Below are 24,186 nucleotides of genomic sequence, written 5' to 3'. Positions count from 1 at the left end.
GCGGGTAGGATTGGCAATGACCGGGAGACGACTCATGAGCTGGGTGATGCTTCGGGTAGGTCTAGCCTAAAACCGGATTTAGAGCTGCCAAGTCGGCTTTAGCTTCTCTTTATAAATTAGCTCTTAACCAGTAGCCGTTAACCAGTAGCCGTTAACCAGTAGCCATTAACCAGCAAGTTACTAAAAACCATCTGGGCAAATGGCAATCAGGTGTTGGTTTTGTCGAGCACCCCGTTGAGGAAAATATCAGCAATGCCTTCAGCCATTTCCTGAAGTTCTCGGGGGGAAATATTCGGCTCCATAATTGTCAACTCGCTGAAGCCGGCGATCGCGAACATGCCCAAAAAGACCCGCGCAATGATGCGGGGATTCATGGGGCGATAAATTCCCCGATCGATCGCAGTTTGGAAAAAGGCTTCGGTCACATCCATCATTTTGGCAATCACCTCCACCTGGATGCGATCGCGCAATTCCGGATGAAATTGAGCTTCCATGAAACAAACCCGCATCATGTCGGCGTTTTGCTTCAGGTTACTCATCCGCTTGCGCATCACTTGCGAGATGGCTCGATAGCTGGCCATTTCGCTGAGTTCCATCAATAGGTCTGTCAGGATTTCGACCCAACCTTGGGTGGCAATTTCCACCAAAATCGATTTTTTGTGATCAAAATGCCGAAACAGGGTTCCTTCGGCCACGCCAGCCGCCCGGGCCAGGTCGCGGGTGGTGGTGGCATCGTAACCCTGACGGGCAAATAGCTGCTGGGCCGCTTGCAGAATGCGGGTGCGGGTTTCAGTTTCAGAAGGGGATGGGCGGTGAGCGATACGCAGCATGGCTAGGACTCCTTGGACGCAAGCCAGTGGGATTAGGGGTGCAGAAAGGGGTGATCGACCATTAGGAAAAAAGATGGGTGAACAACAGGAGGTCAAGAGAAAACGGCAAGGGGCAAACCGTTTTGAGGAACTGAGGATGCATTGAGATGAACTGAGCAGTGGGGGCTAACCTCTTGATCGCTCTGCAATGCTGCGGATTGACCTGACCGATCGCCCCTACTCATTGACCTCATCAACATTGGCCTCATCAACCCCGGTCAAGAAACTTGCAACGGAACACCCATGCCCACAGACGCTCATCAGTGCGATCGCACCGACGCGATCGCGCCATCAACGCGCCCACAGGATCGCGCCATCAGTTGCACCATAGATGGCGATCGCGCAATGGTGGGAGCAACCGCTTCAGCACCGCAGGGGGCTGGTGGTGGCCGGGCAATCGCGCTTCTCTATTGATCGCTATTGTCAACGGGGCCAGGGGATACTGGGTCTGGAATTAAGGGAACGTTATAAAACTGATCCTTTGCCTACCGAAGTTCATGATTCCGTAAGTTTTGGCCGATGGCTTTGAATTGCCCATGAAATCCGGCGGCTCGACTATGCTGGAAGCTGCTCGCCAGCTTGGGTCACCAGGCTGGTGTTTCGGTCAAGGCAATATTTCTTTAAATTTGCCTGAGGCGGGTGCTGTTTTTCTCCACCTCTAAGCGCTCTTTGAACGCGCTCGGCACTGTAATTTTCACTTCAACATATACCCACGATTGGCAGGCATGTTGTCAGGCACAAATCACGGCAAATGGCAGCAGTTAGGGCGATCGGGCGATCGCTTAGCATTGGTGCATCATCTGGGACAAGTCCTGCGGGCTAAGGGTTTGGGCCTTGTCCGGGCGATCGGGCTGGTGGTCGGTTTGGCGAGTCTCACGGGATCCCTGTGGTTGGGTTCCGGTGTGGTTTCGGTCGCTTGGGCCCTGGACACATCGCCATGGCTCTCCACGCCATCCATTGCGACTGTTGCTCCCGATGCTGCTTCTAACGCCATCCCCACTCCCACCACGTCTGAGCCAATGAGCGGCCCGGTGGTTAGCAACGTGATCAGCAAAGACGTAACGACGGCGGGGCTGAATGGCCACTCGGCCACAGCCAAGGCCGCATCGATTAAGCCCTATCTTGATCGGGTGCAACAGCAAATCACTGAATTCACCCTCAAAAACGGGATGAAGTTCATTGTGCTGGAGCGTCACCAGGCTCCGGTGGTGTCCTTCATGACCTACGCCAATGTGGGCGGCGTGGAAGAGCCGGATGGCAAAACGGGTGTGGCCCACTTTCTGGAGCATTTGGCTTTCAAGGGATCCAGCCGGATTGGCACAACGGATTTTGAGTCAGAAAAGGCGATTCTCGATCGAATGGATGCCTTGATGGCCCAATACGAAACGGCCCGCGACCAGGGCAAAACCGCCGAAGCCCAACAACTGCGCCAACAGTTGCTGGCCCTGGAACAGCAGGCCCAACCCTTCGTGAAACAAAATGAATTTGGGCGGTTGGTGGAACAGGCGGGCGGCGTGGGTCTCAATGCCACCACTTCTGCGGATGCCACGCGCTATTTCTACAGTTTCCCAGCCAATAAGCTGGAGTTGTGGATGTCGCTAGAGTCAGAACGCTTCCTGGATCCGGTGTTTCGGGAGTTTTATAAGGAACAGGATGTGATCCTGGAAGAGCGCCGGATGCGCACGGACAACTCCCCGATCGGGAAGGCCGTAGAAGTGTTTTTAGAGGAAGCCTTTAAGGTTCATCCCTACCATCGGCCAGTGATTGGCTATGACGAAGACATCCGCAACCTGACCCGGTTGGATGTGCGCCGTTTCTATGAGGCCCATTACCCGCCCAATAATCTGACGGCGGTGGTGGTGGGGGATGTGACACCAACGGAGGTGAAGCGGCTGGCGGAAATTTATTTCGGTCGATTCCAACGGCGGCCGCTGCCGAATTTGCCAATTCCGGTGGAACCGCGCCAAACAGCCACTCGATCGGTCAATTTGCAGCTTGAATCCCAGCCTTGGTACTTGGAGGGCTATCACGCACCGGCCAAGACGGATCCCGATTATGTGGTCTATGAGGCGATCGCGAGTTTGCTGTCGGATGGGCGCACTTCTCGCCTTTATCAGTCGGTGGTGCAGGAGAAGCAATTGGCTCTTTCGATCGCGGGCTTATATGGGTTTCCGGGCGATCGCTACCCGACGCTGATGCTGTTTTATGCCCTGAGTGCGCCGGATCATTCCGTGGATGAAATTGCGGTGGAACTGCATCGCCAACTCGATCGCCTGAAAAATGAGCCGGTGAACGAGGTAGAACTAGAGCGCGTGAAAACCCAAGCCAGGGCCAACCAACTGCGGGCGATCGACTCCAACAGCACCATGGCGGCCCTGCTGGCGGAATATCAAGCCAAAACGGGCAATTGGCGCAATTTGTTTGCGGAGCTAGATCGAATTGGTTCGATCTCGCCGGCCGATGTGCAGCGGGTGGCTCGCAAGACCTTCACCCCTGAAAATCGCACGGTGCTAAAGCTATTGCCCAAATAACCTTTGGGGCGATCGGTTGAGGAGGCTGAATGGCGCAAAAGTTGCCCACTCAGTCACGATTCAAAAGCTCCCAGCCAGCAGCGGCGATTCAACAAGTGGCGATCTACAAAGCGGCGATCCAAACGCTGTCGCCCAATAGCCAGCATTCCAACATCCAGGATCCAGAATTCAAGATCCAGAATTCAAGATCCAGAATTCAAGATCCAGAATTCAAGATCCAGAATTCAAGATCCAGAATTCAAGATCCAAAATCGAGAACAAAACGCAAGGCGCAAGGTTCATTGAGGGTAGAGAATAGCCATGAAGGTTTTTCGTTCGATCGGGGCGCGCCGTTCCCCACAGCAGCTCGCGGCCCAGCCTCGGCGCGATCGGCGTTGGCGCTGGTTAACCATTGCCCTTTTGGTGGGGGTGTTGGTGTTAGGAGTGCGACAGCCGGCCGTGGCTGATACCCCCAGGCACTACACGGAGTTGCAATTACCGCCGCCGCCGGAGGTGAAGCTGCCGGATTACGATCGCTTTCAATTGGCCAACGGCCTGACGGTCTACTTGGTGGAAGACCATGAACTGCCACTGGTTGGGGGCCGGGCCATTGTGCGGACGGGATCCCGGTGGGAACCGGAAGACCTGGCCGGCTTGGCCGACGTGGTGGGAGATGTGTTGCGATCGGGGGGCACTCAGCAGCATGATGCCGCCACGTTGGATCAACTCCTGGAAGACCGGGCCGCCTCGATCGAGTCCAGCATTGGTACTACTTTCGGTAATGTCAGCTTCAGCGCCCTCAGCGAGGATCTGGAGTCGGTCTTCGGCTGGTTCACGGAAGTGTTGCGATCGCCCGCCTTTGCCCCGGAAAAAATTGCCCTCGCCAAAACCCAACTGCGGGGGAACATTGCCCGGCGCAACGACGACCCCGACGGCATCGCCAGCCGTGAGTTTGGCAAATTACTCTACGGAGCCAACAGCCCCTATGCCCGCACGGTGGAATATGCCACGCTCGATCGCATCGATCGCCCGGCCGTGGAGTCGTTCTATCGGCGCTATTTCGTTCCCGAAAACATCATCTTGGGCATTTCCGGGGACTTCGATCGCACAGCCATGCGCCGCCTGATCGAAGCCCGCCTGGGTGATTGGCAACCGGGCCCCAAACGAGAAAATCCGCTACCCGCCGTCAGCCAAGTGCAGACCAGCGGCGTGTTTGTGGTCGATCGGCCCCAGCTCACCCAAAGCTCCGTTGTTCTGGGTCACCTGGGCGGCCTCGTCAGCAACACCGACTACCCCGCCATGGCCGTCCTCAATGATGTGCTGAATGGCTTTGGGGGTCGCCTGTTTAACGAACTGCGATCGCGCCAGGGCCTTGCTTACTCGGTCTATGGCTACTGGAGTCCGAATTACGACTTTCCTGGCACGTTCCAAGCCGGTGGCCAAACCCGCTCCGAAGGAACTGTGCCCCTAATTCAAGGCTTAAAGGCAGAAATTGCCAAAGTCCGTAGCCAGCCAATTAGTAATCAAGAGTTGAATTTTGCCAAGGAATCAGCCCTCAATTCCTTCATTTTCAACTTTGCTGACCCGTCTCAAACCCTCGGCCGATTGATGACTTACGACTACTACGGTTATCCTTCCGATTTTATTTTTCGCTACCAAAAAGCCATCCAAACTACCACAATTGAGGATGTGCAACGGGCGGCACAGACCTATCTAAAACCTGATCAATTGGTGACCTTGGTGGTGGGAAATCAGAAAGCAATTCAGCCACCGCTCAATCAATTGGGACAACCAGTGACAGCCTTAGATGTCACAATTCCCGGTGTACCAACTGGCCGCAATTCTTGACCTATTTGGTTCATTCAGCCTGAGTTGCAATCAAAACTGTAGTGTTACCAAGAACCATAAGGGCAAGGGGCTTAAGCCCCTTGTCTGGTTAGGTCGCTTTGAGTTGGTAACGTATCAAGCTCGATCGCTCAGGTTCGATCGCTCAGGTTTGATTCTTCAGAACTTCTTCGAGAGTTAAAGAGCTGAATCAGTTGCGGTTAACCATTTAGAAAACGGTTGGGCAAATTGATCAAGGCTGAGGCAATGAATCCGATCGCTCTGGGTTGCCTGGGCGCGATCGCCCTCGGTGTTATAGCCCCAATTGGCTAGGAATAATTCCACTTGATCCAAGGCCGGTTCTTGGATGACTTTATTCAGGGTTGGCAGCATATCTTCCACAAACCAAATATTAGATTTTTGCCCAATCCACTGCTTTAATGTGCTGGCTTTCGGTTGCCGGGTTGCCTTGCCAAAGATTGCTAAGGATTGATGATTAACCCCTGCCCGATCGAGCAGTTGCCGCACGAACCGTTCTTCCTTAGTGGTGATAATCACAACCTCTAAAGAAGAATAGGTATTAGCTGGATTGAGCCAGGTTTTTAATTGTTCAATCACCCCTGGAAAAAAGCGATGCAACGCCAGCCAGCCGTCCAAATCTTCCCGAATCCATCGATCGCGGTTGTTATCTAACTGTTGCGAAAGTTGGGCCGCTGTTAATTGATCGCGTTGCACAATGGTCTCCGCAATCGATCTCCAATGGGATTGAATTTCCGCGATCGGGTGTCCATCCACCAAGGCTTGAATTAAAACGGGCATTTCCCAACCTGTTTCGATCACGGGTCGGAGCCGATAAAACGATTCTGCTAGCTCTGGGGTGATCGGGTCAGCGAATTGCCACAGTTCCTGATGGGTTTTGCGAGCAATTTCAAAATATTCCAGCAATCCATCACAGAGCACTCCATCAAAATCCAAAGCTAATAAATCGGGTGACAGGATAGGTTCAGAACTAGAGATCATAGGTTAATTGGCTTAATGCTAATTGGAGCAATCCTAAACTAGAAATTCGGGGTTGATTGGCTTAATGCTAATTGGGGCAAGACTAGTTAAATTAATACCAAGAGTCGTGATTTATAAATCAGCAATATCATCAGCAGAACTGGGCAAAGCTGCTCCACAACGACGGCAATAGCTGGCATCTGGGTCATGAAAAATCAGGCCGCAGCGATCGCAAGCATTCCGAATTTTATCGTTGGTGTTCACAAAGCTCTTGATCAAATCGCTAATTTGCCAAGGAATAATGGCAATTCCTGACAAAATCATCAAAACAGTGACCAATTTTCCCGCCTTGGAAACGGGAGTAATATCGCCATAGCCCACGGTGGTCATGGTGACCACCGCAAAGTAAAAGGCATCTAGAAAATTTTCAATAACGGTAGGATTTTTGGGATGTTCAACTTGATAAATTAAGCCAGAATAAATAAAAACAATGGAAAAAAGAGTAAACAAAATGCGAGTGATGATCAGGCGATCATCCGCCGCCAGCCATTGGGGAATGTAGCGGCGATCGAGAAAACGCACCAGGCGCAACACCCGAAACCACCGCAACAATCGCAAAAAACGCACATCCCAAAACCCAATCAGCAGCGGCGCGATCGCGATCGCATCAATGATCGCGTAAGGACTGAAAACATAGCGCCACTTCTGTTCTGCGCACCACAATCGCAGGGCATATTCCACCGCAAACACCCCGGACAACATGCGATTGCCTAAGGTCAAAACCATCCGCAATTGATCATCAATTGTGAAGGTTTCAATCACGAAGGTCACGGCCGACAACAGAATTGAAACGGCAATGGCCCCGTTGACCCAACGGCTCAGGGGCGTTTCCAAATCATCCAGAATTGCGATCACTCGCTGTTGAACGGGAGTGCGCGATCGCCCTGCTTCTACTGCCGTCATGGGGCTAGTTGGCGGCGGCGGAATCACTATTCCCGCCATGCCCACCGCCTTTGGTCAAATCCTCAAGGGTGTTCAAAATCAACCGCTTGGCTTGCAAACGCCATCCCCACTTTTGCACCGTCCAGGCGGCCAAGGTTCCAGCAATCACAAACACAAAGGCGGCCGGCTGTTCCATGGACACACCAATCAGCAACCCAAGACCCGTCACCCCCCAAAAGGGCAGGGCGATCGACTGACGCTGTTTTTCCACAAACTCCGCCAATTGTCCCCCTTCAGCCAACTCCACTTTTAATTGCTCCTTGGCTTGGCGTTGTTCGGCAGCCGAGAGGGTCAGACCAATTTTGCGGCGCAGTTTTTCGACCTTGCGGGCATCGGTGCTGAACTCAGTGAGTTCGTCTTCGGCCATCACAATCAAACGTTCAACGGAATTCATGATCTGGGGTGGAATTTAAATCTGGGGTGGAATTTAAGGAGTTGGCAGCCTTGGGGAGCCATGGGAATTGAAAGCCAGCAAAATAACCCAAGCCTAGGATCGACAATAGTGCAACTTGCGTGCAATTGGCGGGCAATTGACTGGCCGCTAGCGGGCAACCAAGCCACCTTTAGGCAAGCTTTGGGCGATCGGGCCCAGTTCCGGCCCGGAAGGCCCCAGCCAAGCCATAATAGAAGCCACTGCCCAAAGTGAGTGCTCGCAAGCGTTCCAGCGAACTGAATCCGCAACCGCAACCGCGTTATGACTGACTGGCTGACCGATGCTCGTAACCGACTGACTGAGGCGATCGCCCGCTACCGCGATCGGGTGGACTTTTTGGCCATCCGCCTCGAAGAATCTCAGGGAACCGATATTCTGCTGCGCGGGGGTCGCCTGGAAACCCTCAGCGAAAGCGTGGCGATCGGGGGGCAAGTGCGGGCTTGCCACAAGGGCGGTTGGGGCTTTGCCAGCTTTAACCGACTGGATACCCTTTTGGAACGATTGGAAGAGGCGATCGCGGCGGCCCATCTGGTGGGGGATGATGAAACCCTCCTGGCTTCGGTCGCGCCGGTTCAGGCCACCTGCACCTTGCCCTTGGCCGGCACCGATCCCCGGCAGGTGTCCTTATCGGACAAAAAGGCCCTCTGCGACCACTATGCAGAAATTTTACGCGCCGTTGACGGTCGCATCGCCACCACGATGGTGCGCTACGGCGACAGTACCCAACGCACCTTGCTAGCCACCTCCGAAGGCACGCTGTTGGAGCAATCTTGGGTGGATATGGAGATGCGGTTTGCGGCCACGGCTCGCAATGGCGAAACGGTGCAAACGGGCCGGGAAACCACCGGCTCCCGCAACGGCTATGAAGACCTGACCCAATTAGATGACCAGGTGCGCGGGGCGGCCCGGCGGGCGGTGGATGCCCTGTCGCTCCCTTCGGTGAAAGCCGGAACCTACACAGTGGTGATTGACCCAATCTTGACGGGGTTGTTTGTGCATGAGGCGTTTGGGCATTTGTCCGAAGCCGATATGGCCTACGAAAATCCCGACTTGTTGGAAACCATGAGCCTGGGTCGTCGCTTTGGCCCCGAAAATCTGCAAATTTTTGATGGTGCTGCACCTGCGGGCCATCGGGGCAGCTATGCCTACGATGACGAGGGCACACCGGCCAGCACCACCCAACTGATCACCAACGGCGTGCTGACTGGGCGGCTCCATTCCCGGGAAACGGCAGGCCGACTGGAGGAGCAACCCACGGGGAATGCCCGCTGCTTGAACTATCACTACGCCCCGATCGTCCGGATGACCAACACTTGGATCGAGCGTGGCGAAACGCCGGCTGCGGATTTGATCGCTGGGATCGAAGAGGGGGTTTATGCGCGCAACTGGCTGGGCGGCATGACCAATGGGGAAATGTTCACCTTCACGGCGGGCGAGGCTTGGATGGTGCGCAACGGCGAACTGGCCGAGCCGGTGCGGGATGTCACCCTGTCGGGCAATGCCTTCAAGACCCTGGCGGACATTGAGGCGATCGGGGACGACTTCTATTGGGATGAGTCCGGCGGTTGCGGCAAGGGCGGCCAAAGCGGCCTACCGGTTGGTTGCGGTGGCCCCAGCCTGCGGATCCGCAATGTGGTTGTGGGTGGTGAAGCGGCCTAGGGGCTGTCGTTATCGCCTAGGGGCAGGCCGAAGCGGCTGATTTTCCATGCCTCGATCACATCGTAGACAAGGGGCTTAAGCCCCTTGCTGCTCATGGTCTCTCAACGGCAACATCAGGATTTTGGGGATTTGGCGACGGTTCCAAGGCCTTTGGGTTGCCAAAACGGCTCTCCAAACCTGATTGAACGTTTTAGATTTGTCGTGCCACCACTGCCTATCAGTTCTGGCTTGAGTTAGGAATCGCTTAAGGATGCAATCGTCGATGGTCGCCACAACAAGGGTTAGCAGCGGATCGCCCACGGGTTACATGGCTCCCGGTTGGGCAGAGGAATATCGATCGCGCCGGGCCCGGTTGCTGGAAAAAATCGGCTCCGGGGTGGCCATTTTCCGCAGTGCGCCCCATGCGGTGATGCACAACGATGTGGAATATAACTACCGCCAGGACAGCGATTTTTATTACGTAACTGGGTTTGATGAGCCAGCGGCCGTAGCAGTGCTGGCTCCTAACCACGAGGAACATCAATTCATCTTATTTGTGCGTCCTAAGGATCGGCTGGCGGAAACTTGGTCGGGTCGGCGGCTGGGGGTGGAAGCGGCTAAAGAGGCGATCGGGGCAGACGTGGTTTACCCGATCGAAGAGTTAACCGCCAAGCTGCCGCAATACCTGCAAACGGGCGATCGCATTTTCTATAGCCTGGGTCATGATCCCCACTTCGATGCGCAGATTCTGGATCTGTGGAAACAGCAGCGACGGAGCTATTTTCGCAAAGGGCGCGGCCCGATAGCCCTCGAAGACCCGATCGCCCGCCTGCACCAACTGCGAAACATTAAATCCCCGTTGGAGCTGGCGGCCATGCGCCAAGCGGCCGACATCGCCGCCGAGGCCCACCAGCGGGCTATGGAGATCGCCCGGCCCGGCGTTTGGGAATATGAAGTGCAAGCGGAACTCGATCGGCTTTGTCGATCGCGCGGTGGTTGGGGGCCGGCTTACCCGGCGATCGTCGCCGCCGGGGAAAACGCCTGCATCCTGCATTACGTCGAAAACAATTGCCAACTGCAAGATGGCGATCTGTTGCTGATCGATGCCGGTTGCGCCTACGGCTACTACAACAGCGATATCACCCGCACCTTCCCGGTGAATGGCCGCTTCAGCCCCGAGCAACAAACCCTCTACGAGCTAGTGTTGGCGGCCCAGATGGCGGCGATCGCAGCGGTCAAACCCGGTGATCCCTATAGCAACGTTCATGACGTGGCCCTGAAAGTCCTGGTTGAAGGGTTACTAGACTTAGGGTTGATGGTCGGCAGCGTAGAACAAATCATTGAAAAAGAACTCTATCGCCCCTTCTATCCCCACCGCACCAGTCATTGGCTGGGCTTAGATGTGCATGATGTGGGGGTCTATACCTATGGCGATGATCCCTGCTATCTCCAGCCAGGTCAGGTGTTGACGGTGGAACCAGGCCTCTACATTGCCCCGAACATCGAACCGAAGCAACCTGGCGAGGAAGATGATTGGCCCGCTCAACCGGAAGTGCCGGAACAGTGGCGCGGCATTGGGATTCGGATTGAGGATGATGTATTGGTGACCGAGGGCGGCCATGACGTGCTGACGGCTGCTGTGCCTAAACAGGTTGCTGATCTGACTTGGGGCAATGGCTAGGCGGGAGCCAATCAGGTTGGACGGACGGGCTGATCGCTCCAGTGAGGTAGCTGTCCCGTGCAACTTCGGCTATGTCAAGTCCTGAAATGTAAAGAATTAAGAAAAACTTCTGATTTCCCGATCGATCCAGAACAGCGGATGGGTAAGTTTGGGCTAAGTGCTTAGATCTTCCCTCAAGCCCTAGGCGATGCTCCGGTTTGGTTGCTCCCCTGAAGCGCGACACTTCAAGGCTGCGAGCCGATAACTTTTGGGCGGCTCAAGCACAGCCACTTGGCGTGGTTGGGATGGAACCGATTCGGAGCGCCGCCGGTCTAGGGACAGTGAGTCATGTTGGGGTAGCGAGAAACCGTTCTGAGATTGACGGTCACTCTCCAACGCCCCGCCCTTTGCTGTAATGGGTGTGTTTCGGGTCAGTTTTTCAAGAACTCTCAGGCCAAGTTGGTAGAGCCAATATGATGATCCTGCGGCGGCTAGTTTTGGCTATTTCGTTCCAATTGGGACGAACGATCGCACAGTTCCAGCGACTGTTGCATCGTCGAGGGCGATCGGGCGATCGACCCCAAATCCTGGCTTCTAATCCCTATTGGCGACGGCTGCGATCGCAAGCGGGCTTCGTGTTGCCAACCACGGCCTTGTTGCTGGTGGTGGTGGCCCTCACGATTACTGCCCTGTCGTTGCGCACCCTCAACCGCACAGATCAGGTCGCAGCCGATCGAGCCCAAAAGGTGATCTACAACGCCGCCACTCCCGCAATCGATCGCGCCAGAGCGAAGCTTGAAAAGCTCTTTAGCGGAGAAGACCCAAGAATTACGACTAATGGTGTGCCCTCCGAAAAATACTTGCTCAGTATGCTGCTGAACAAAAACCTAACTGGCAGCAGCGCGTTTGATGCAGTTTTCAATCCTGCCCGGAATCAGTCTTACACCCTCCCTGACGAAACTCAGATTGATATGAATAGGGACGGAGAGCTAGATCCAGCCTGGCGGTTTCCCGTTGACACAAATGGTGATGGTGAGCAGGATGCTGATGTTGCCTACTCAATCGTTTTCAACTCGTTACCAGCCACTGCCAGCGGCGAGCTTGACACTGACATGAAGCGTGCTTCATTGCAAGCTCGTGTTGCCGCTTTGAGAACTCGTACAGGGCCCCTAATTCAACAAGAAGGGGCAGACAGTCCCTGCAATATCGCAGGCAAGCTGAATAAAATCAGTCCTGGCATCCTTCCCCCAATTGAAGCTGGCTGGTATCAAGACCAGAAGAAGACATCCACTCTCCGTAAGAACTTTCAGGTGGATGCAGTTGTGATTCCCCGAGCCAATACCGCTCGATCGGGAGGTGGAACAAACACCATTGCAACCCTTGAATTCCAGCAAGACCGAATTGTGGAAAAGGGAAATAAATGGGGGGCATGGTTCCGTAACGACCTAGAGTTATTCTCTGGAGCACGCTTCAATTGGAATGGAGCTATGCACACTGAAGGATCTATGTTTTGGGCTGGAGCCAGTAACCCTACACGCTTGTTTTGGGTAAGTGCTCCTTCATCATGCCTTTACCAAGATCCGGAAGCCTCCAGCATTAGTGCCTCGCCAGCAAGCTCTTCAGGAAATTGCAAAAGCTATTCCGGTGAGGGAATCTGTAAAAATTTCCCAGGTGACCTGATTTCAAGTGCTGTGTCAGGGCCTCGCGGAAACTTTGCCGGCGATCCCAAGTTATCAGTTGACTACAAGGCAACCAGTGGTTTGATCGTCCAAGGAAGCAGCAACTTTACAACAGAAACTGACTCGGTAAATTTCGGAGGCAAAGCAATTGACTTAGCCCTGGATCCATTGCTCTTATACACTGAGGATGTTAGCGTTCGTCGAAAGTCGGTTAAGGCTCGTGCGGAAAACTGGCAAGAAGCCGAGGGAGCGGAGTACGCAGAAACACGGTTCAGCGGTCAATCCCTGCCTAAACCTTACTTGGATGATTTTTATCGGGCTGACAATCGTTACGGCCCTCGACCAACCTACGGCCGCTCCTCAGAGCTGAGGATGCCCGGCACTAAAAAGGTGGGTGACAATATTACTGCCGACGAACGCTTAACCCGCAACACCAATACGGAACAACCGGCAGAAGTGGGAGCGGATGGGTACTGGGAGCGCCGTGCCATTAATGAGGGGACTCGAATCATTACCGGTCAGCGCCTAGAGTTGGAAAATTCCCTGGAAAATCCCCTGGGCTATCCCTCTCAAGCGGATGAATTTGACGCAACAACGCCGCTCCAGGCCTTGCAGCGTCGTAGCTATAAAGATAATCCAGCCGCCGTTCAAGGCACGTTGCTCTTTCACAAGGGTGTTGGACAAGGGGTAAAGCCAGTGGCTGCTTTGATGAGCACCGTTCACCCCGGGACTCCCGACACCCTAAAACAGTCGGCAACTTTTGAGAAACTCCCTGTCACGGCCGGTGTCAAAACCAAACCGGAATGGACAGCCTTTGGGGAACGTTTTGGAGACGAATCCGAGGAATTTGCGATCGACTTTTTCCATGGCCGCGGCACGAATGGCTGGGAAGTGGATGTGGATCGGCTCAATGAGTTGGTCAGCGTTAGCACTGGCCCCACCAGCACACCGGTCAACTTGAACGCGACCCTGCGGAAAGCATTGGAAAACCTGGCAACCTTTGCAGGCGATAAGGATGGTGCGTTTCCCGCCAAGCAGGAAGCAGGCAAAACTCACCCGCTCCCGCAGTTGGTGAAGTGGGGCGATTTTAGCAATCTGCGTCGGGCCCTCTATGACACCAACAACAGTCCGGCTGATGCGACCACCCAGCAGACTGCGGCTTTGAGTACCGGAATGTTGGCCTACAACATTTCCTATCTGGATGCGATCGACTACAGCGATCCAGATTTCCAAACCACCGTTCTCGATAAGCTGGCGGAAGCCCTCGGCAAAATTGGGGACAACGATCCAGCCTGGGATAAAAAGGAAGATCCCTCCCGGGCAGAGTGGCTCTCGGGAGCGCGCACCGACAGCACGAATGACCGCAAGTTGGGACGGGTTGACATTTTTCGCCCCGGAGACACCACGGGACCCTTCTCTGTGCGAGTCTATCCGGGAAACTCTGGACTGCGCAGTCCCTCTGATTTCAATAGCCGTAATCAGGAGGGTGCAGATTTTGTGGAAGTGCAGTTGGCCAGCCTCAAAACCCAGGGCGGTCAACCCCTGGCTAGTCCGCCCCTGCTGAAGCGGATTCCGGCTGCGGATCCGGCCCTGAAACCTGGCGAGAATCCGTTTGCGGCGACCACGGCTTCCACCGATGAAGTTACACCACTGGTACCTCCCGAAGCCTATGTGGCGGCCTTGGCAGATAAGAGCACCAGCGGAGCGGCCCTTAACCGTTTGGACAGTGACCCCCTGAAACCCACTGAGTTGCAACAATGGGCCAGGTTAATTGCACTCCGAGAGCAAATCCAGCGCGATCGCACCTTTGGCTTTGCCACCCATTTCGGCCGGGTCAAAAACACCGCTGGCAGCATCCCTGCGGAAACCGCCAAACATCACTACAGCTACACCGTCCAAAATGACCTGACCCCCACGCCGCCCTCCGGATCATTAACCGTCGGCTATGCTTTTGGCGGCCGGGTGTATGAGCAAGCCAAAACCTATGAGTTTGGTTGCGACTTCAGCAAGACAACGGGAAATAACTACTTCGGCTACGGAGTTCCTGGAACGGTTGCGGAAGAGAAGCGGTTCTTGCACTTGGCAGGTACCCTCTGCCCCGTGGAACCCAAATATCCTGCACTGTACTATTTGTTCCCGCGTCCCCTGTCTGAAGATTTCATTGCCCATGATGCGGATGGTGACAAAACAGTGATCTCCGACTTGGAATTGGGCACTGCTACCCTGTCTGTGGAAGTGGATCATACCCAGCCCAAGGCAACAGATCCGTTCTATGCGCCTTACGACAAGCTGTATTTCGATCCCTATCTGACGGTTGCTCAGGGTAATTTCCAGGTGCTGAGTGATAAGGATCTGGAGTCAATCATTATCAAGCCTCGGAAATTGGCCGATTGGCTGCTACCCGTAGACGACAATCTCACGCCAACGGGTAGTTGCACCAATTCAGCTCCTAACTGCTCCCAGATGCTATTTGTAGCAGCGGATAACGATGGGGCCAAAGCAGACAAGGCGATCGAGTATCACCGGGTTGCCTTCAAGGATGCAGCCTTGATGGACGGGCGAGAGCGCCTCGTGGAGCGGGTGCTGGATATCGATATCGACATGCTACGGCGACAAGAATACGCTCCATCTGCCCTGGGAGATCTGTGGTTGACCTTTGGCAACCTGAAGAAGAACGAGGCAGGCGGCATCGTCTATGCATTCCGAGAGGACAATACTCGGGAAGATGCGATCGAGCGATCGCCCTCTACCACCTGGTCGAGCTACAACATAGATACCGAAAGTGCTCGAATGAGCATCGGTCGCAGCAATCCCTTGGGGCAAGATCCGCCAATCAGCGACGTGACTGGCATTAGTCCTAAACCCGTGGACTACTACGCCGATCCCGATCGGCGACCCCATGGGTTCCGATTGATCAACGGTGCTTTGATCAAACGTGAAGGCGGTGGTGCTGACAATGCCAACATTTTTGGAATCTCCTTCATTACGGATAATCCTCTATTCGTGAAGGGTGACTTCAACTTGCACCGAGTGGGTGGAGTCTTGGCTGAAGAGTTCAACACGCTTTTAAACCGGGATACCTACGGCAACTTCTATTCTCGAGGGAATCGTAGTCCTGGACAGGATCTGAACCAAGACTTTGCGAAACCTGACAAGGACACTTGGCGGCCAGTAGAGCTATTGGCTGACGCTATCACCCTAGTGTCTGGCAACTACTGTGATGGCAGTATTCGCGATACCTTCCTTAATGCTTCACCCAAACTCGCAGATTGGTATGGTTGCCAGCGGGTTGGCTCGCTTTCTTCGCCCACCACTTCGTTCTATGCCCAAAACCGTCCCCTAGAAATGTCTGATCAGGAACGGGATTTGGTGCTGGATTGGTGGCACGAAAATCGGTTTGACTTCACCAGCTCTGTGGCAGTGGATTACACTGGCAAGCCCCTACAGCGGATCAATGAAGACGCGGCCCGTCCGGAGTTTGGACGACCCGATCCCTACACCGGTAACTACCAAACAGTCCCCTTGGGACAGCGCTATGGTCGTGGCGCAAATGGTGTGTTACCCGGTGCGAGTACGACTGAAGCGAATGCCATCTTTATCAGCGGCATTGGTTCCAGCCGCGAAAACCAGAGCTATGGCGGTTTTCACAACTTCCTCCCCATGCTGGAAAACTGGGGCGGCAGTAGCTCTAGCCAGTCTCAAACCATTTCGGGAGCCTTCTTACAGCTAAACTTCCGCACATCCTCAACGGGCCCTTACGAGCACGACGCTTGGGAAATCAATCAGCGCCCAGTTGGTGGTCAGGATGATATTCCCTACTACCAAACCCCAAAACGACTCTGGGGTTACGACGTGGGATTGCAATATGCTCCAGTGGGCCCCATTTCTAGTCGCTTCATAACACCAGGTGAAGCTCGGAGCGAGTTCTACAACGAACCGGAAGCCGGTGATCCTTACATCTGTGCTTTACGACGTTCAATTGAGACCACCCCTGATGGTTGCTGATAATCTGTCCCGATGAACTTGCGAGGCTTACCCGTCATGTCTAACGCCGCGTTCAATTACTGGGTTCGCCGCTGGCGCAGGCAGTCCCAAATCTCAGGTTCAGAATCTGGGCTGACGTTGCTGGAATGCATTGTGGCCTTGGTGATGATGTCTGTGGTGGCGGTGGCGATCACGCCTCCCCTATTTCTGGCAACGGCCTCGCGAGTCCAAAGTAATCGGGCAGAACAGGCCATTCAAGTGGCTCAGGGTGAAGTGGACAAAGTGCGCGTCACCATGGAGCGGGGAGATGTTCGTAGTGATTTGTCTCTCTTGCCCCAGGAAAGCAGTAACGGAGGCAATGAGTTTGAAAAAACGCCTGCACCTTCGGGTGTTCCCGATTTAAAAAATCTGGAGTCTACCCGGAATAGCTGTGATAAAGGCGTTCCGTTCGTGGGCGCTTTGGAGTTGCGGCCAGTAGATGTGGACGGTGACTGCTTGCCCGATTTCGCGGTTCAGACATTTCGTAGCCCCGCATCTGATCAAACTGCTGTTCAAGGTGGTGTAGGTCTCATTCCTGTGGCTTTTCGGCTGGGGGTGCGGGTTTGGGCTTATCAGCCCATTCGGAGCGGAACTCAGCCCCTGGACATTAAAGCAGCTTCTTTGCAATTAACCAGTGGCACAGGCGAGCAAGGCATCAAACCTTTGGCAGTGCTCTATACACAACTGGCTGTTTCGGACACCAAAGGTGCTTACGAAAAAATGTGCTATCTCCTCAACGGAGGGGCTGAAGACTGTAAGACGAAAACAAGTGGTGAAGAAACTCCATGATTACCCTTCAACGAGTCCTCAAACGAGTTAAGCGCCGTTATCAAGCGCTCCAACTGGCTTATGATCCTGCATTTGTGAGTAAACGCAAAGGCGCAATCCAAAACCGTCAGCTTGATTCAACCCAAACATCTGGATTTACGCTGATTGAATTGCTGATTTCAGCGTTGATTGCAGGGCTGATTATTTCAGGCTTGTTAGGGATTGTGGTGGAACTGGTTTCGACTAACCGCCGAGAGCTGGCGCGATCGGAAACCATGCGTGATATGGGAATTGCTGCGGAGTTCATGAGTAATGAACTTCGGGAAGCGATTTATGTCTACACCGGTAAATGCCTATGGGAGGGGCAATCTTCTCCCGGAGAAACTGATTATTGTCCAGGTCTATTTGGTGGCGATGGAGGCTTGGAACCGCCTAAAGACAGCCTTCCGTTGATTGCTTTTTGGAAGCTGGAGCCACTTCCTGAGAGTTGCAATTCGGACAAATGTAGCGACTACAGCTTATCAGGTAGGACTTACACTCTGGTTGTTTACTTCTTAGATAAGGGTAATGAGGATAATAAGTGGGATGGTCGTGCTCGAATCTCGCGAGGTGTTCTCAAGCGGTTTAATGATGCTGGTAATGATCAAGATCCCTTCAATGATCCGTTAGATGTAAATTTGGGTTTGACGTTGCAAACTTGGCCGAAAACGGCTGAAGGTAATTGGCCTGATAGCAATAGACCGAAGCTTGATTCTAGGCAGATTCAGGCATTGGTGGATTTTGTAGACGATACGCGGGATCAAACGCTGAGTGCGGAACGAGAATGCCCGGTACAGTACCAGGTAACCCCAAGTTTGGCTTCATTGACGGGCGACTTTGAGGGCGTTCGTAGTGTCTATGCCTGCGTTTTGGATGAAACAGGCTCCGCTGAAAGCTTGCAGGAGCTGCAACAAAACAAAGGTAACCAAAACCAGAAGGTGATCCTGGCTGTTCGAGGTAACCCCGAGGGACGTTATGGTCTAGACCGGCGCAGTTGTTCTCAGGATGCGCCAGAGGCTGGAGAAGCGAATCTGAGTACGGAGCTGGGGAAAGCAACTCAACAGACTACTTGTCGCTTGGCAGCAGTCAAAACGGAAGTTTTAAACCGAGGAACGGTGAACAAGGAGCCGCAAAACTTGGTAGACCCGTAGTAAAACTATCTCCCTCGCTGCTGACCAGGGGATGCTTCTCGGCTGATGGCTAACCATAGCAGGGGGAAATTTTGGGGAGCCTAGAGGAGTCTGCCTGCCCAAGAATTTTGGTGCTAGTTGTTGTGGAATCTCTAGCTAGAAGAGCGTTTGGGGCGATCGCGCGGTTTCCTGGCATGGCGTGATCCCAGAAAAATCTAGGGCATTTGCGATCGTATTGCCATTTTTTAAGTTATTTTAAGTAAAGAACGAGTTAACACTCGTCTGACTGTTTAAAGCGCCCAATTTTGCCTAATCTGCCCCGCTTGCTCGGGGGGCGATCGTGCGGTTAGGGTCAACGCGTCATCCCATCAGAAAGGACGCATTGACTCTGCGGCAACACAGACGACCGCTATTCAAATAAGATTCCCAGCCGTGCAATCTAGATCGTGCTGCGGGTTTTCGGGGCTAACTGCGAGATTGGGTTTTGGTTGTTCATCCGTTACGAAGCGTACTCATGACCCTTTCCTTCCAAAGCCTCGGCCTCTCGGAAACCCGTGCTGCTCATCTGGAAACCCTTGGCTTTACTGAACCCACCCCCATCCAAGCACGCGCGATTCCCGCCTTGCTCGAAGGAAAAGATGTGGTTGGCTTGGCTCAAACTGGAACTGGCAAGACGGCGGCCTTTGGGCTGCCCATGCTGGAGCAGATTGATGATGCCAATCGCGCTGTTCAAACATTGATTCTGGCCCCGACTCGTGAGCTGGCGTTACAGGTTTCCCAGGCGATCGAGAAGTTTGTGGGCCCCGGTTCTCGTTTGCGAACCGTGACGGTCTACGGTGGCCAATCGATCGAGCGGCAAATTAGCCAACTGCAACGGGGCGCGCAAATTGCGATCGGCACACCCGGTCGGGTGATGGACTTGATGGATCGCGGTGCTTTGCGCCTCGACCAAGTGCGTTACTTTGTGTTGGATGAAGCCGATGAAATGCTGAATATGGGCTTCATTCAGGATATTGAAAAGATCTGTAGCTCGCTGCCCGCCGAGCGCCAAACGGCCTTCTTCTCCGCAACGATGAGTCCGACGATTCGTCGTCTGGTGGCGAACTTCCTGAAAGACCCGGTGTTTGTGACGGTGGAGCAGCCCCAGGCAACTCCCACCCGAATTGAACAGGTCTTGTATACGGTTCCCCGGGGTTGCAACAAAATTCGGGCCTTGCTGCCGATCCTGGAGCTAGAAGATCCTGAGTCGGCGATGATCTTTGTGCGCACCAAGCAGGGAGCTGCGGAACTGACCGTGCAACTGCAAGCGGCTGGCTACAGCGCCGATGAATATCACGGCAACCTGAACCAAGCCCAACGCGAACGCCTGATCACGCGCTTCCGCCGTGGGCAGTTGAAGCTGATTGTGGCGACTGATATTGCTGCTCGGGGTTTGGATGTGGATCGGGTAACCCACGTGTTCAACTTCGATCTGCCCGATAACCTGGAAAACTACGTTCACCGAATTGGTCGGACGGGCCGCGCAGGTCGGACGGGTCGTGCGATTACTCTGTCTTACAGCCTGGAGCGTTACCGGATTCGGCAGATTGAGCGGCACACGCGCCAATCGATGCAGCCGGTGGATTTGCCGACTCGTGCCGAGATCGAAGCTCGCCGGATCGATCGCCTCAAGAACCGGGTTAAGGAAGCGTTGACCAGCGATCGGGTGGCCTCGTTCCTGCCGATTGTGTCGCAACTGGGTGAGGAGTACGATCCTCGGGCAGTGGCGGCGGCAGCGCTGCAAATGTTCTACGACATGGAACGACCCGCTTGGCAAGTTGAAGGGGTCTTTGGTGACGATAACTTTGAAACCGAGCGTCCCGAGCGGGGCGATCGCGGTGGCCGAGGCGATCGCGGTGGTCGTAACTACGGGGGGGGCTCCCGTCGTCGGGGTGCTGGTGGGGGTGGCGATCGCCGCCCGAACCCCAATCGTCCCCGCCCCGATGCGCCGGTGAAGATGAACGATCGCAACCGTTTTGCTCCCGTCGGCGAATAAAAGCTCAGAGTCTGTCTCTTGGTTAATGACAGACTCGTAAGTTCCAGAAAAACTCAAAAATTCCAAAGGGTCTCAAGCAAATGATTAAACGCTTGAGACCCTTTTTTGTAGTCTTTACTTTTTGGGACTGTGTTTTTTGGGCCAAGACCCAATTAAGCAAAGACCGGAAATGTGATGTTGCAGTTTATGGTTTCTCAGAGCTACAGAGCACTGAGACAGTGACAAAATTCCTAGGAATTGACCCAACGGCGACGCAAACCCAAAGCGGCGAATCCTGCTAAGCCAAACATGAGCGACGGTTCCGGCGTGCTGCGCTCTTCGGGCACTTCACGGATCTGACCGTATAGATAGGCGGTACTGGTTCCACCTTCTTGGGAGATAAAGTCAGCGACCAGATCACCGATAGGAGAAGATTTGAACCCTGACAATTCTAGAGTGTACTGCTTTCCCGCGTAAGAGAATGAGCGGTCTCCCAAGGCGTTGTTCCAGCTAATTTTATCTGCACAGGGAGTGACACTGTAGTATGCACACAATCCATCGTTGGTTGTTTCGTCAATATCCAACGTGAAATTAAAGGTTTGGCTGGCGATTTCCGCAAACTGTAAGGCGACCGTTAACCCAACTGACGCAGCCGCAGTTCCACCAAAGATGGGATTGTTGAAATGCTGCAAAACTCCCAGTTGGAAGACATTACCAGGGGTAATGGATGTTGTTCCTACGCCAGTAAATCCAAGGCCGCTAGTTCCGGCCACACTGGCTGGAGATCCCCACCGAACTTGGCTTTCACTGCCAATGGTCTGAAACCCGTAATATGCGGTTCCAGACGGGGTGCCCCAAGATCCAGAGCTATTGAGTAAGGTTAGGGCAGTTGCTGGACTAGCCGACACAAGAGCAGCGGTAGCTGAAATGATGGCGGCTGATACAGTGAGTCGCATTTTGATTTTCAAGTGAATGGGAAATCTTACTGATCACCTTATCAAGGTAATGCTAAAAATCACAACATCACTTATTTTTGAAAAAATTTTAAAAATAGTGCCTGTGAGGTGATGATTTTCGGTGGCTGGTCGCTTACGCCGCAAGACTTTCACCCGCTCATCATTACTGAATTACGGCACTACCAAACTTTGTTGCAGCGATCGCAACAGTCGTTGATGATCGGCGGTGGTTCTGATCGCAACTCGAAAGAAGCGATCGCCCAATTCTGGGAAGCTGGAACAGTCTCGGATCAAGATCCGATCGCGCCGTAGCACTTGCTGCTGGAGCTGATTGCTGGGCAGGGCGGTTTTGACCAACAGATAATTGGCGGCGCTGGGATAGGGGATCAGGCCCGGTTGGGCTTGTAGACCCAGAAACAGTTCCGATCGGGCCGATTCCAGCCAAGTCCAGGTTTTTTCGGCAAAGGGGCGATCGGCAAGGGCGGCAAGGGCGGCGGCTACGGCTAAACCGTTAACAGACCAGGGGTCTCGCCATTGTTGCCAGCGTGTTAACCGATCGGGCTGGGCAATCGCGTAGCCTAGCCGGAGTCCCGGAATAGCGTAGAACTTGGTGAGCGATCGAATCACAATCAGGTTCGGATAGTCCTGAACCCAGTTCACAACGGTGGGTTGCTTGATCGGGCGCAAAAAATCCATAAACGCCTCATCCACCACCACCAACCCAAAACGATCGCAAAGGGGCCGCAAAAGATCGTGGCTCCAAAGTTGCCCGGTGGGGTTGTGAGGATTGTTCAGCACCAAACCATAGGCGGCGCAATCGCGATTCAGCCAGTCGCCCCAATCCCAAACCCAAGGCTCCACGGGCGCGATCGGCACAATTTGGGCCCCAAATGCCCGCAAGGCTCGGTCATAGTCTGCGAAGGCCGGCACGGGCAGCATGGTTGCGGCCAACTGACTCAAATCCCGAGCGGCCCAAGTCAAGAGTTCCGCCGCCCCATTGCCTGGCAAAATCCAGTCTGGGTCGAGGTTGTGGTGCTGAGCGAGGGCCTGGCGCAATTCGCCGTAGTTTGGATCCGGGTAAGCGGCCAGGGAGGGCAAGGCGGCAGTGAGGGCGGCCAAAATGCTGGGTGGCAAGCCCTCAGGATGGATACTGGCAGAAAAGTCCAGAATTTCAGAGGGCGCACAATGGGCGATCGCGGCGGCCCAAGCCAGGTTGCCCCCATGGATTGGGTGGGAAACAGTGGTCATGGCAAAAATCCTAGCGCCAATAGTCCGATCGCCCCGCATAACCACCCCAAAAAGACCACCCGGGTCAACCCCAAAGCCGATCGCACGGTCTCCGGTTCGATCGGTCGCTGGGGGTCTCCCAACAGGGGCTTGTATTTCACTTGACCGCGATAGCGATTTTCGCCCCCCAGTTGCACCCCCAAGGCGATCGCATAGGCGCACTCGCTCCAGCCGGAATTGGGACTAGGATCCAGCGCCCCATCCCGCCGACAGCGACCCCAAACCTGCAAGGGCTTTCTTGAAATCAGGGCGATCGATCCCACGGTTAATCGACAGGGTAACCAAGTGAGGTGATCTTCTAGGCGAGCGCTGAACCAACCCAAATCCCGATGGCGTGAGTCCTTGTAGCCCACCATCGAATCGAGAGTGCTGGCGGCCTTGTAACCCAATGCCACCGCTGCGATCGCCCCAGGGCCCCACCCAAAAATTACCGTTGCCCCAGCACCCACCAAGGCCCAAAACAGCGGCCCCAACACGCCATCCACGGCATTTTCCGCCACGGTTTCCAGCACGGCTCGCAAAATTTCTGGGCGATCGAGATGCTCTGTTTCGCGGCCCACGTAGCGACTGAGACGCGATCGCGCTTCCGGCAAATCTTCACGGGCCAACGGTTCCAACACATCTTCTGCCGCATCCCGTAAGCTGCGACCCGCAAAACAAGCCGCCACCATCACCGCCTCGATTCCTAAGCCCAAAATGGGGTTCAGCTTGAAGGCTAGCGACCCGATCGCCCCAGCCAGGGCCCCTGCGCCCCCGATCGTGGACAATGCCAGCCCCACCCCTAGCCAGCGCTGAACCCGATCGGGAGCGGCCAAAGACCAAACCCAACGACGGTAGCGATCGATCCATGCCCCAATGACCTGCACCGGATGCACCCAACTCCAAGGGTCACCCACCAGCCAATCAATCACCGCCGCCAGTCCCAACACCAGGATCGATCGGGTTGGCTCTCCCATTCCAATCAATCCGTTCATTCCTAAATTTAGATAAAAATTATCAATAATCCAGCTTAAACCAACTCATTCGCCTATTTTTCTGATATTTGAATAGAATCAAGAAGAACTTTAATCAAATCAAATGATTTCAAGAATTGCGAAACAAAGAAATTGCTTTTTACTTTACTACTAATTACTATTCAACAGTATATTGAATTTCTCCTGTCTGAATAAATAATCTAGCTTTGTACTTATCCTTGAACAGGCGCTTATATTTTTGGATGTCTGTTGAACTAAGAGCTAATTTATAAAGAGAAGCTAAAGCCGACTTGGCAGCTCTAAATCCGGTTTTAGGCTAGACCTACCCGAAGCATCACCCAGCTCATGAGTCGTCTCCCGGTCATTGCCAATCCTACCCGC

16 protein-coding genes are annotated in these 24,186 nt (G+C 54.1%); 9 read left to right on the top strand and 7 right to left on the bottom strand.

What is annotated here, in order from left to right; genetic code table 11:
- Positions 1-206 precede the first annotated feature (206 nt).
- The gene (locus tag VPK24_RS13950) at positions 207-830 is read right to left on the bottom strand and encodes a TetR/AcrR family transcriptional regulator (protein ID WP_199291392.1); all 624 of its coding nucleotides are present in this window, start codon (positions 828-830) and stop codon (positions 207-209) included.
- A gap of 282 nt (positions 831-1,112) precedes the next feature.
- On the opposite strand from VPK24_RS13950, the gene VPK24_RS13945 reads away from it, so the two are divergent.
- The 3 genes from VPK24_RS13945 to VPK24_RS13935 all read left to right on the top strand — a co-directional run bounded on the left by VPK24_RS13945 (position 1,113) and on the right by VPK24_RS13935 (position 5,227).
- Positions 1,113-1,283 (top strand): hypothetical protein, encoded by a 171-nt coding sequence (locus VPK24_RS13945; protein WP_393014242.1) that lies wholly within the window; start codon positions 1,113-1,115, stop codon positions 1,281-1,283.
- A gap of 311 nt (positions 1,284-1,594) precedes the next feature.
- Positions 1,595-3,400 carry a M16 family metallopeptidase gene (locus tag VPK24_RS13940; protein WP_393014240.1) on the top strand — a complete coding sequence of 602 codons (1,806 nt, stop codon included), beginning with the start codon at positions 1,595-1,597 and terminating at the stop codon, positions 3,398-3,400.
- Positions 3,401-3,700: 300 nt separating this feature from the next.
- The gene (locus VPK24_RS13935; RefSeq protein ID WP_393014238.1) at positions 3,701-5,227 is read left to right on the top strand and encodes a M16 family metallopeptidase; all 1,527 of its coding nucleotides are present in this window, start codon (positions 3,701-3,703) and stop codon (positions 5,225-5,227) included.
- A 174-nt stretch (positions 5,228-5,401) separates the two neighbouring features.
- On the opposite strand, the gene VPK24_RS13930 is transcribed toward VPK24_RS13935, so the two are convergent.
- From VPK24_RS13930 to VPK24_RS13920, 3 genes are all read right to left on the bottom strand, one after another.
- Positions 5,402-6,223: an HAD family hydrolase gene (locus VPK24_RS13930; protein ID WP_393014236.1), complete on the bottom strand. Its 822-nt coding sequence runs from the start codon at positions 6,221-6,223 to the stop codon at positions 5,402-5,404.
- A 111-nt stretch (positions 6,224-6,334) separates the two neighbouring features.
- Positions 6,335-7,204, bottom strand: coding sequence for an ion transporter (locus tag VPK24_RS13925; RefSeq protein WP_393014234.1), 870 nt, complete (start codon positions 7,202-7,204; stop codon positions 6,335-6,337).
- Positions 7,170-7,598, bottom strand: a complete 429-nt coding sequence (locus VPK24_RS13920; protein ID WP_393014233.1) for a hypothetical protein — start codon at positions 7,596-7,598, stop codon at positions 7,170-7,172. Before VPK24_RS13920 ends, VPK24_RS13925 begins: the two co-directional genes overlap by 35 nt.
- A 300-nt stretch (positions 7,599-7,898) precedes the next feature.
- Between VPK24_RS13920 and VPK24_RS13915 the strand changes: the two genes are divergently transcribed.
- The 6 genes from VPK24_RS13915 (at position 7,899) to VPK24_RS13890 (ending at position 20,609) form a co-directional block, all read left to right on the top strand.
- The gene (locus VPK24_RS13915; protein ID WP_393014231.1) at positions 7,899-9,296 is read left to right on the top strand and encodes a TldD/PmbA family protein; all 1,398 of its coding nucleotides are present in this window, start codon (positions 7,899-7,901) and stop codon (positions 9,294-9,296) included.
- 307 nt (positions 9,297-9,603) lie between these two features.
- Positions 9,604-10,956 (top strand): aminopeptidase P N-terminal domain-containing protein, encoded by a 1,353-nt coding sequence (locus VPK24_RS13910; protein ID WP_393014244.1) that lies wholly within the window; start codon positions 9,604-9,606, stop codon positions 10,954-10,956.
- A 476-nt stretch (positions 10,957-11,432) separates the two neighbouring features.
- Complete coding sequence (hpsA, locus tag VPK24_RS13905) at positions 11,433-16,619, top strand: hormogonium polysaccharide biosynthesis protein HpsA (protein WP_393014229.1); 5,187 nt, start codon at positions 11,433-11,435, stop codon at positions 16,617-16,619.
- Positions 16,620-16,655: 36 nt separating this feature from the next.
- Complete coding sequence (locus tag VPK24_RS13900) at positions 16,656-17,426, top strand: type IV pilus modification PilV family protein (RefSeq protein ID WP_393014227.1); 771 nt, start codon at positions 16,656-16,658, stop codon at positions 17,424-17,426.
- Complete coding sequence (locus VPK24_RS13895) at positions 17,423-18,595, top strand: PilW family protein (RefSeq protein WP_393014226.1); 1,173 nt, start codon at positions 17,423-17,425, stop codon at positions 18,593-18,595. Before VPK24_RS13900 ends, VPK24_RS13895 begins: the two co-directional genes overlap by 4 nt.
- Before the next feature lie 493 nt (positions 18,596-19,088).
- Positions 19,089-20,609 (top strand): DEAD/DEAH box helicase, encoded by a 1,521-nt coding sequence (locus tag VPK24_RS13890; protein ID WP_393014224.1) that lies wholly within the window; start codon positions 19,089-19,091, stop codon positions 20,607-20,609.
- Positions 20,610-20,839: 230 nt separating this feature from the next.
- Here the strand turns inward: VPK24_RS13890 and VPK24_RS13885 are convergent, their stop codons facing one another.
- The 3 genes from VPK24_RS13885 to cbiB all read right to left on the bottom strand — a co-directional run bounded on the left by VPK24_RS13885 (position 20,840) and on the right by cbiB (position 23,805).
- Positions 20,840-21,544: a THxN family PEP-CTERM protein gene (locus tag VPK24_RS13885; RefSeq protein ID WP_190527731.1), complete on the bottom strand. Its 705-nt coding sequence runs from the start codon at positions 21,542-21,544 to the stop codon at positions 20,840-20,842.
- Between the two features lie 171 nt (positions 21,545-21,715).
- On the bottom strand, positions 21,716-22,792 hold the full coding sequence (gene cobD, locus VPK24_RS13880; RefSeq protein WP_393014222.1) for a threonine-phosphate decarboxylase CobD: 1,077 nt from the start codon (positions 22,790-22,792) through the stop codon (positions 21,716-21,718).
- Entirely contained in the window at positions 22,789-23,805 is a 1,017-nt protein-coding gene (gene cbiB / locus VPK24_RS13875) for an adenosylcobinamide-phosphate synthase CbiB (protein ID WP_393014220.1), read from the bottom strand. The genes cobD and cbiB overlap by 4 nt, the downstream gene beginning before the upstream one ends.
- Between the last annotated feature and the right edge of the window lie 381 nt (positions 23,806-24,186).

The organism is Limnothrix redekei LRLZ20PSL1, from assembly GCF_043235035.1.
In the GTDB taxonomy this organism is placed as follows: Bacteria; Cyanobacteriota; Cyanobacteriia; order CACIAM-69d; family CACIAM-69d; genus CACIAM-69d.
The sequence above is the reverse complement of the archived record's forward strand: the minus strand, read 5'-3'. Positions and strand labels throughout refer to the sequence as shown.

Coding starts and splice junctions, on each gene's coding strand:
- VPK24_RS13920 (WP_393014233.1), bottom strand. CDS start 7,598: ATGAATTCCGTTGAACGTTTGATTGTGATGGCCGAAGACGAACTCACT.
- VPK24_RS13925 (WP_393014234.1), bottom strand. CDS start 7,204: ATGGCGGGAATAGTGATTCCGCCGCCGCCAACTAGCCCCATGACGGCA.
- VPK24_RS13950 (WP_199291392.1), bottom strand. CDS start 830: ATGCTGCGTATCGCTCACCGCCCATCCCCTTCTGAAACTGAAACCCGC.
- VPK24_RS13910 (WP_393014244.1), top strand. CDS start 9,604: ATGGCTCCCGGTTGGGCAGAGGAATATCGATCGCGCCGGGCCCGGTTG.
- VPK24_RS13945 (WP_393014242.1), top strand. CDS start 1,113: ATGCCCACAGACGCTCATCAGTGCGATCGCACCGACGCGATCGCGCCA.
- VPK24_RS13900 (WP_393014227.1), top strand. CDS start 16,656: ATGTCTAACGCCGCGTTCAATTACTGGGTTCGCCGCTGGCGCAGGCAG.
- VPK24_RS13895 (WP_393014226.1), top strand. CDS start 17,423: ATGATTACCCTTCAACGAGTCCTCAAACGAGTTAAGCGCCGTTATCAA.
- VPK24_RS13890 (WP_393014224.1), top strand. CDS start 19,089: ATGACCCTTTCCTTCCAAAGCCTCGGCCTCTCGGAAACCCGTGCTGCT.
- cbiB (WP_393014220.1), bottom strand. CDS start 23,805: ATGAACGGATTGATTGGAATGGGAGAGCCAACCCGATCGATCCTGGTG.
- VPK24_RS13930 (WP_393014236.1), bottom strand. CDS start 6,223: ATGATCTCTAGTTCTGAACCTATCCTGTCACCCGATTTATTAGCTTTG.
- VPK24_RS13935 (WP_393014238.1), top strand. CDS start 3,701: ATGAAGGTTTTTCGTTCGATCGGGGCGCGCCGTTCCCCACAGCAGCTC.
- VPK24_RS13915 (WP_393014231.1), top strand. CDS start 7,899: ATGACTGACTGGCTGACCGATGCTCGTAACCGACTGACTGAGGCGATC.
- VPK24_RS13940 (WP_393014240.1), top strand. CDS start 1,595: ATGTTGTCAGGCACAAATCACGGCAAATGGCAGCAGTTAGGGCGATCG.
- cobD (WP_393014222.1), bottom strand. CDS start 22,792: ATGACCACTGTTTCCCACCCAATCCATGGGGGCAACCTGGCTTGGGCC.
- VPK24_RS13885 (WP_190527731.1), bottom strand. CDS start 21,544: ATGCGACTCACTGTATCAGCCGCCATCATTTCAGCTACCGCTGCTCTT.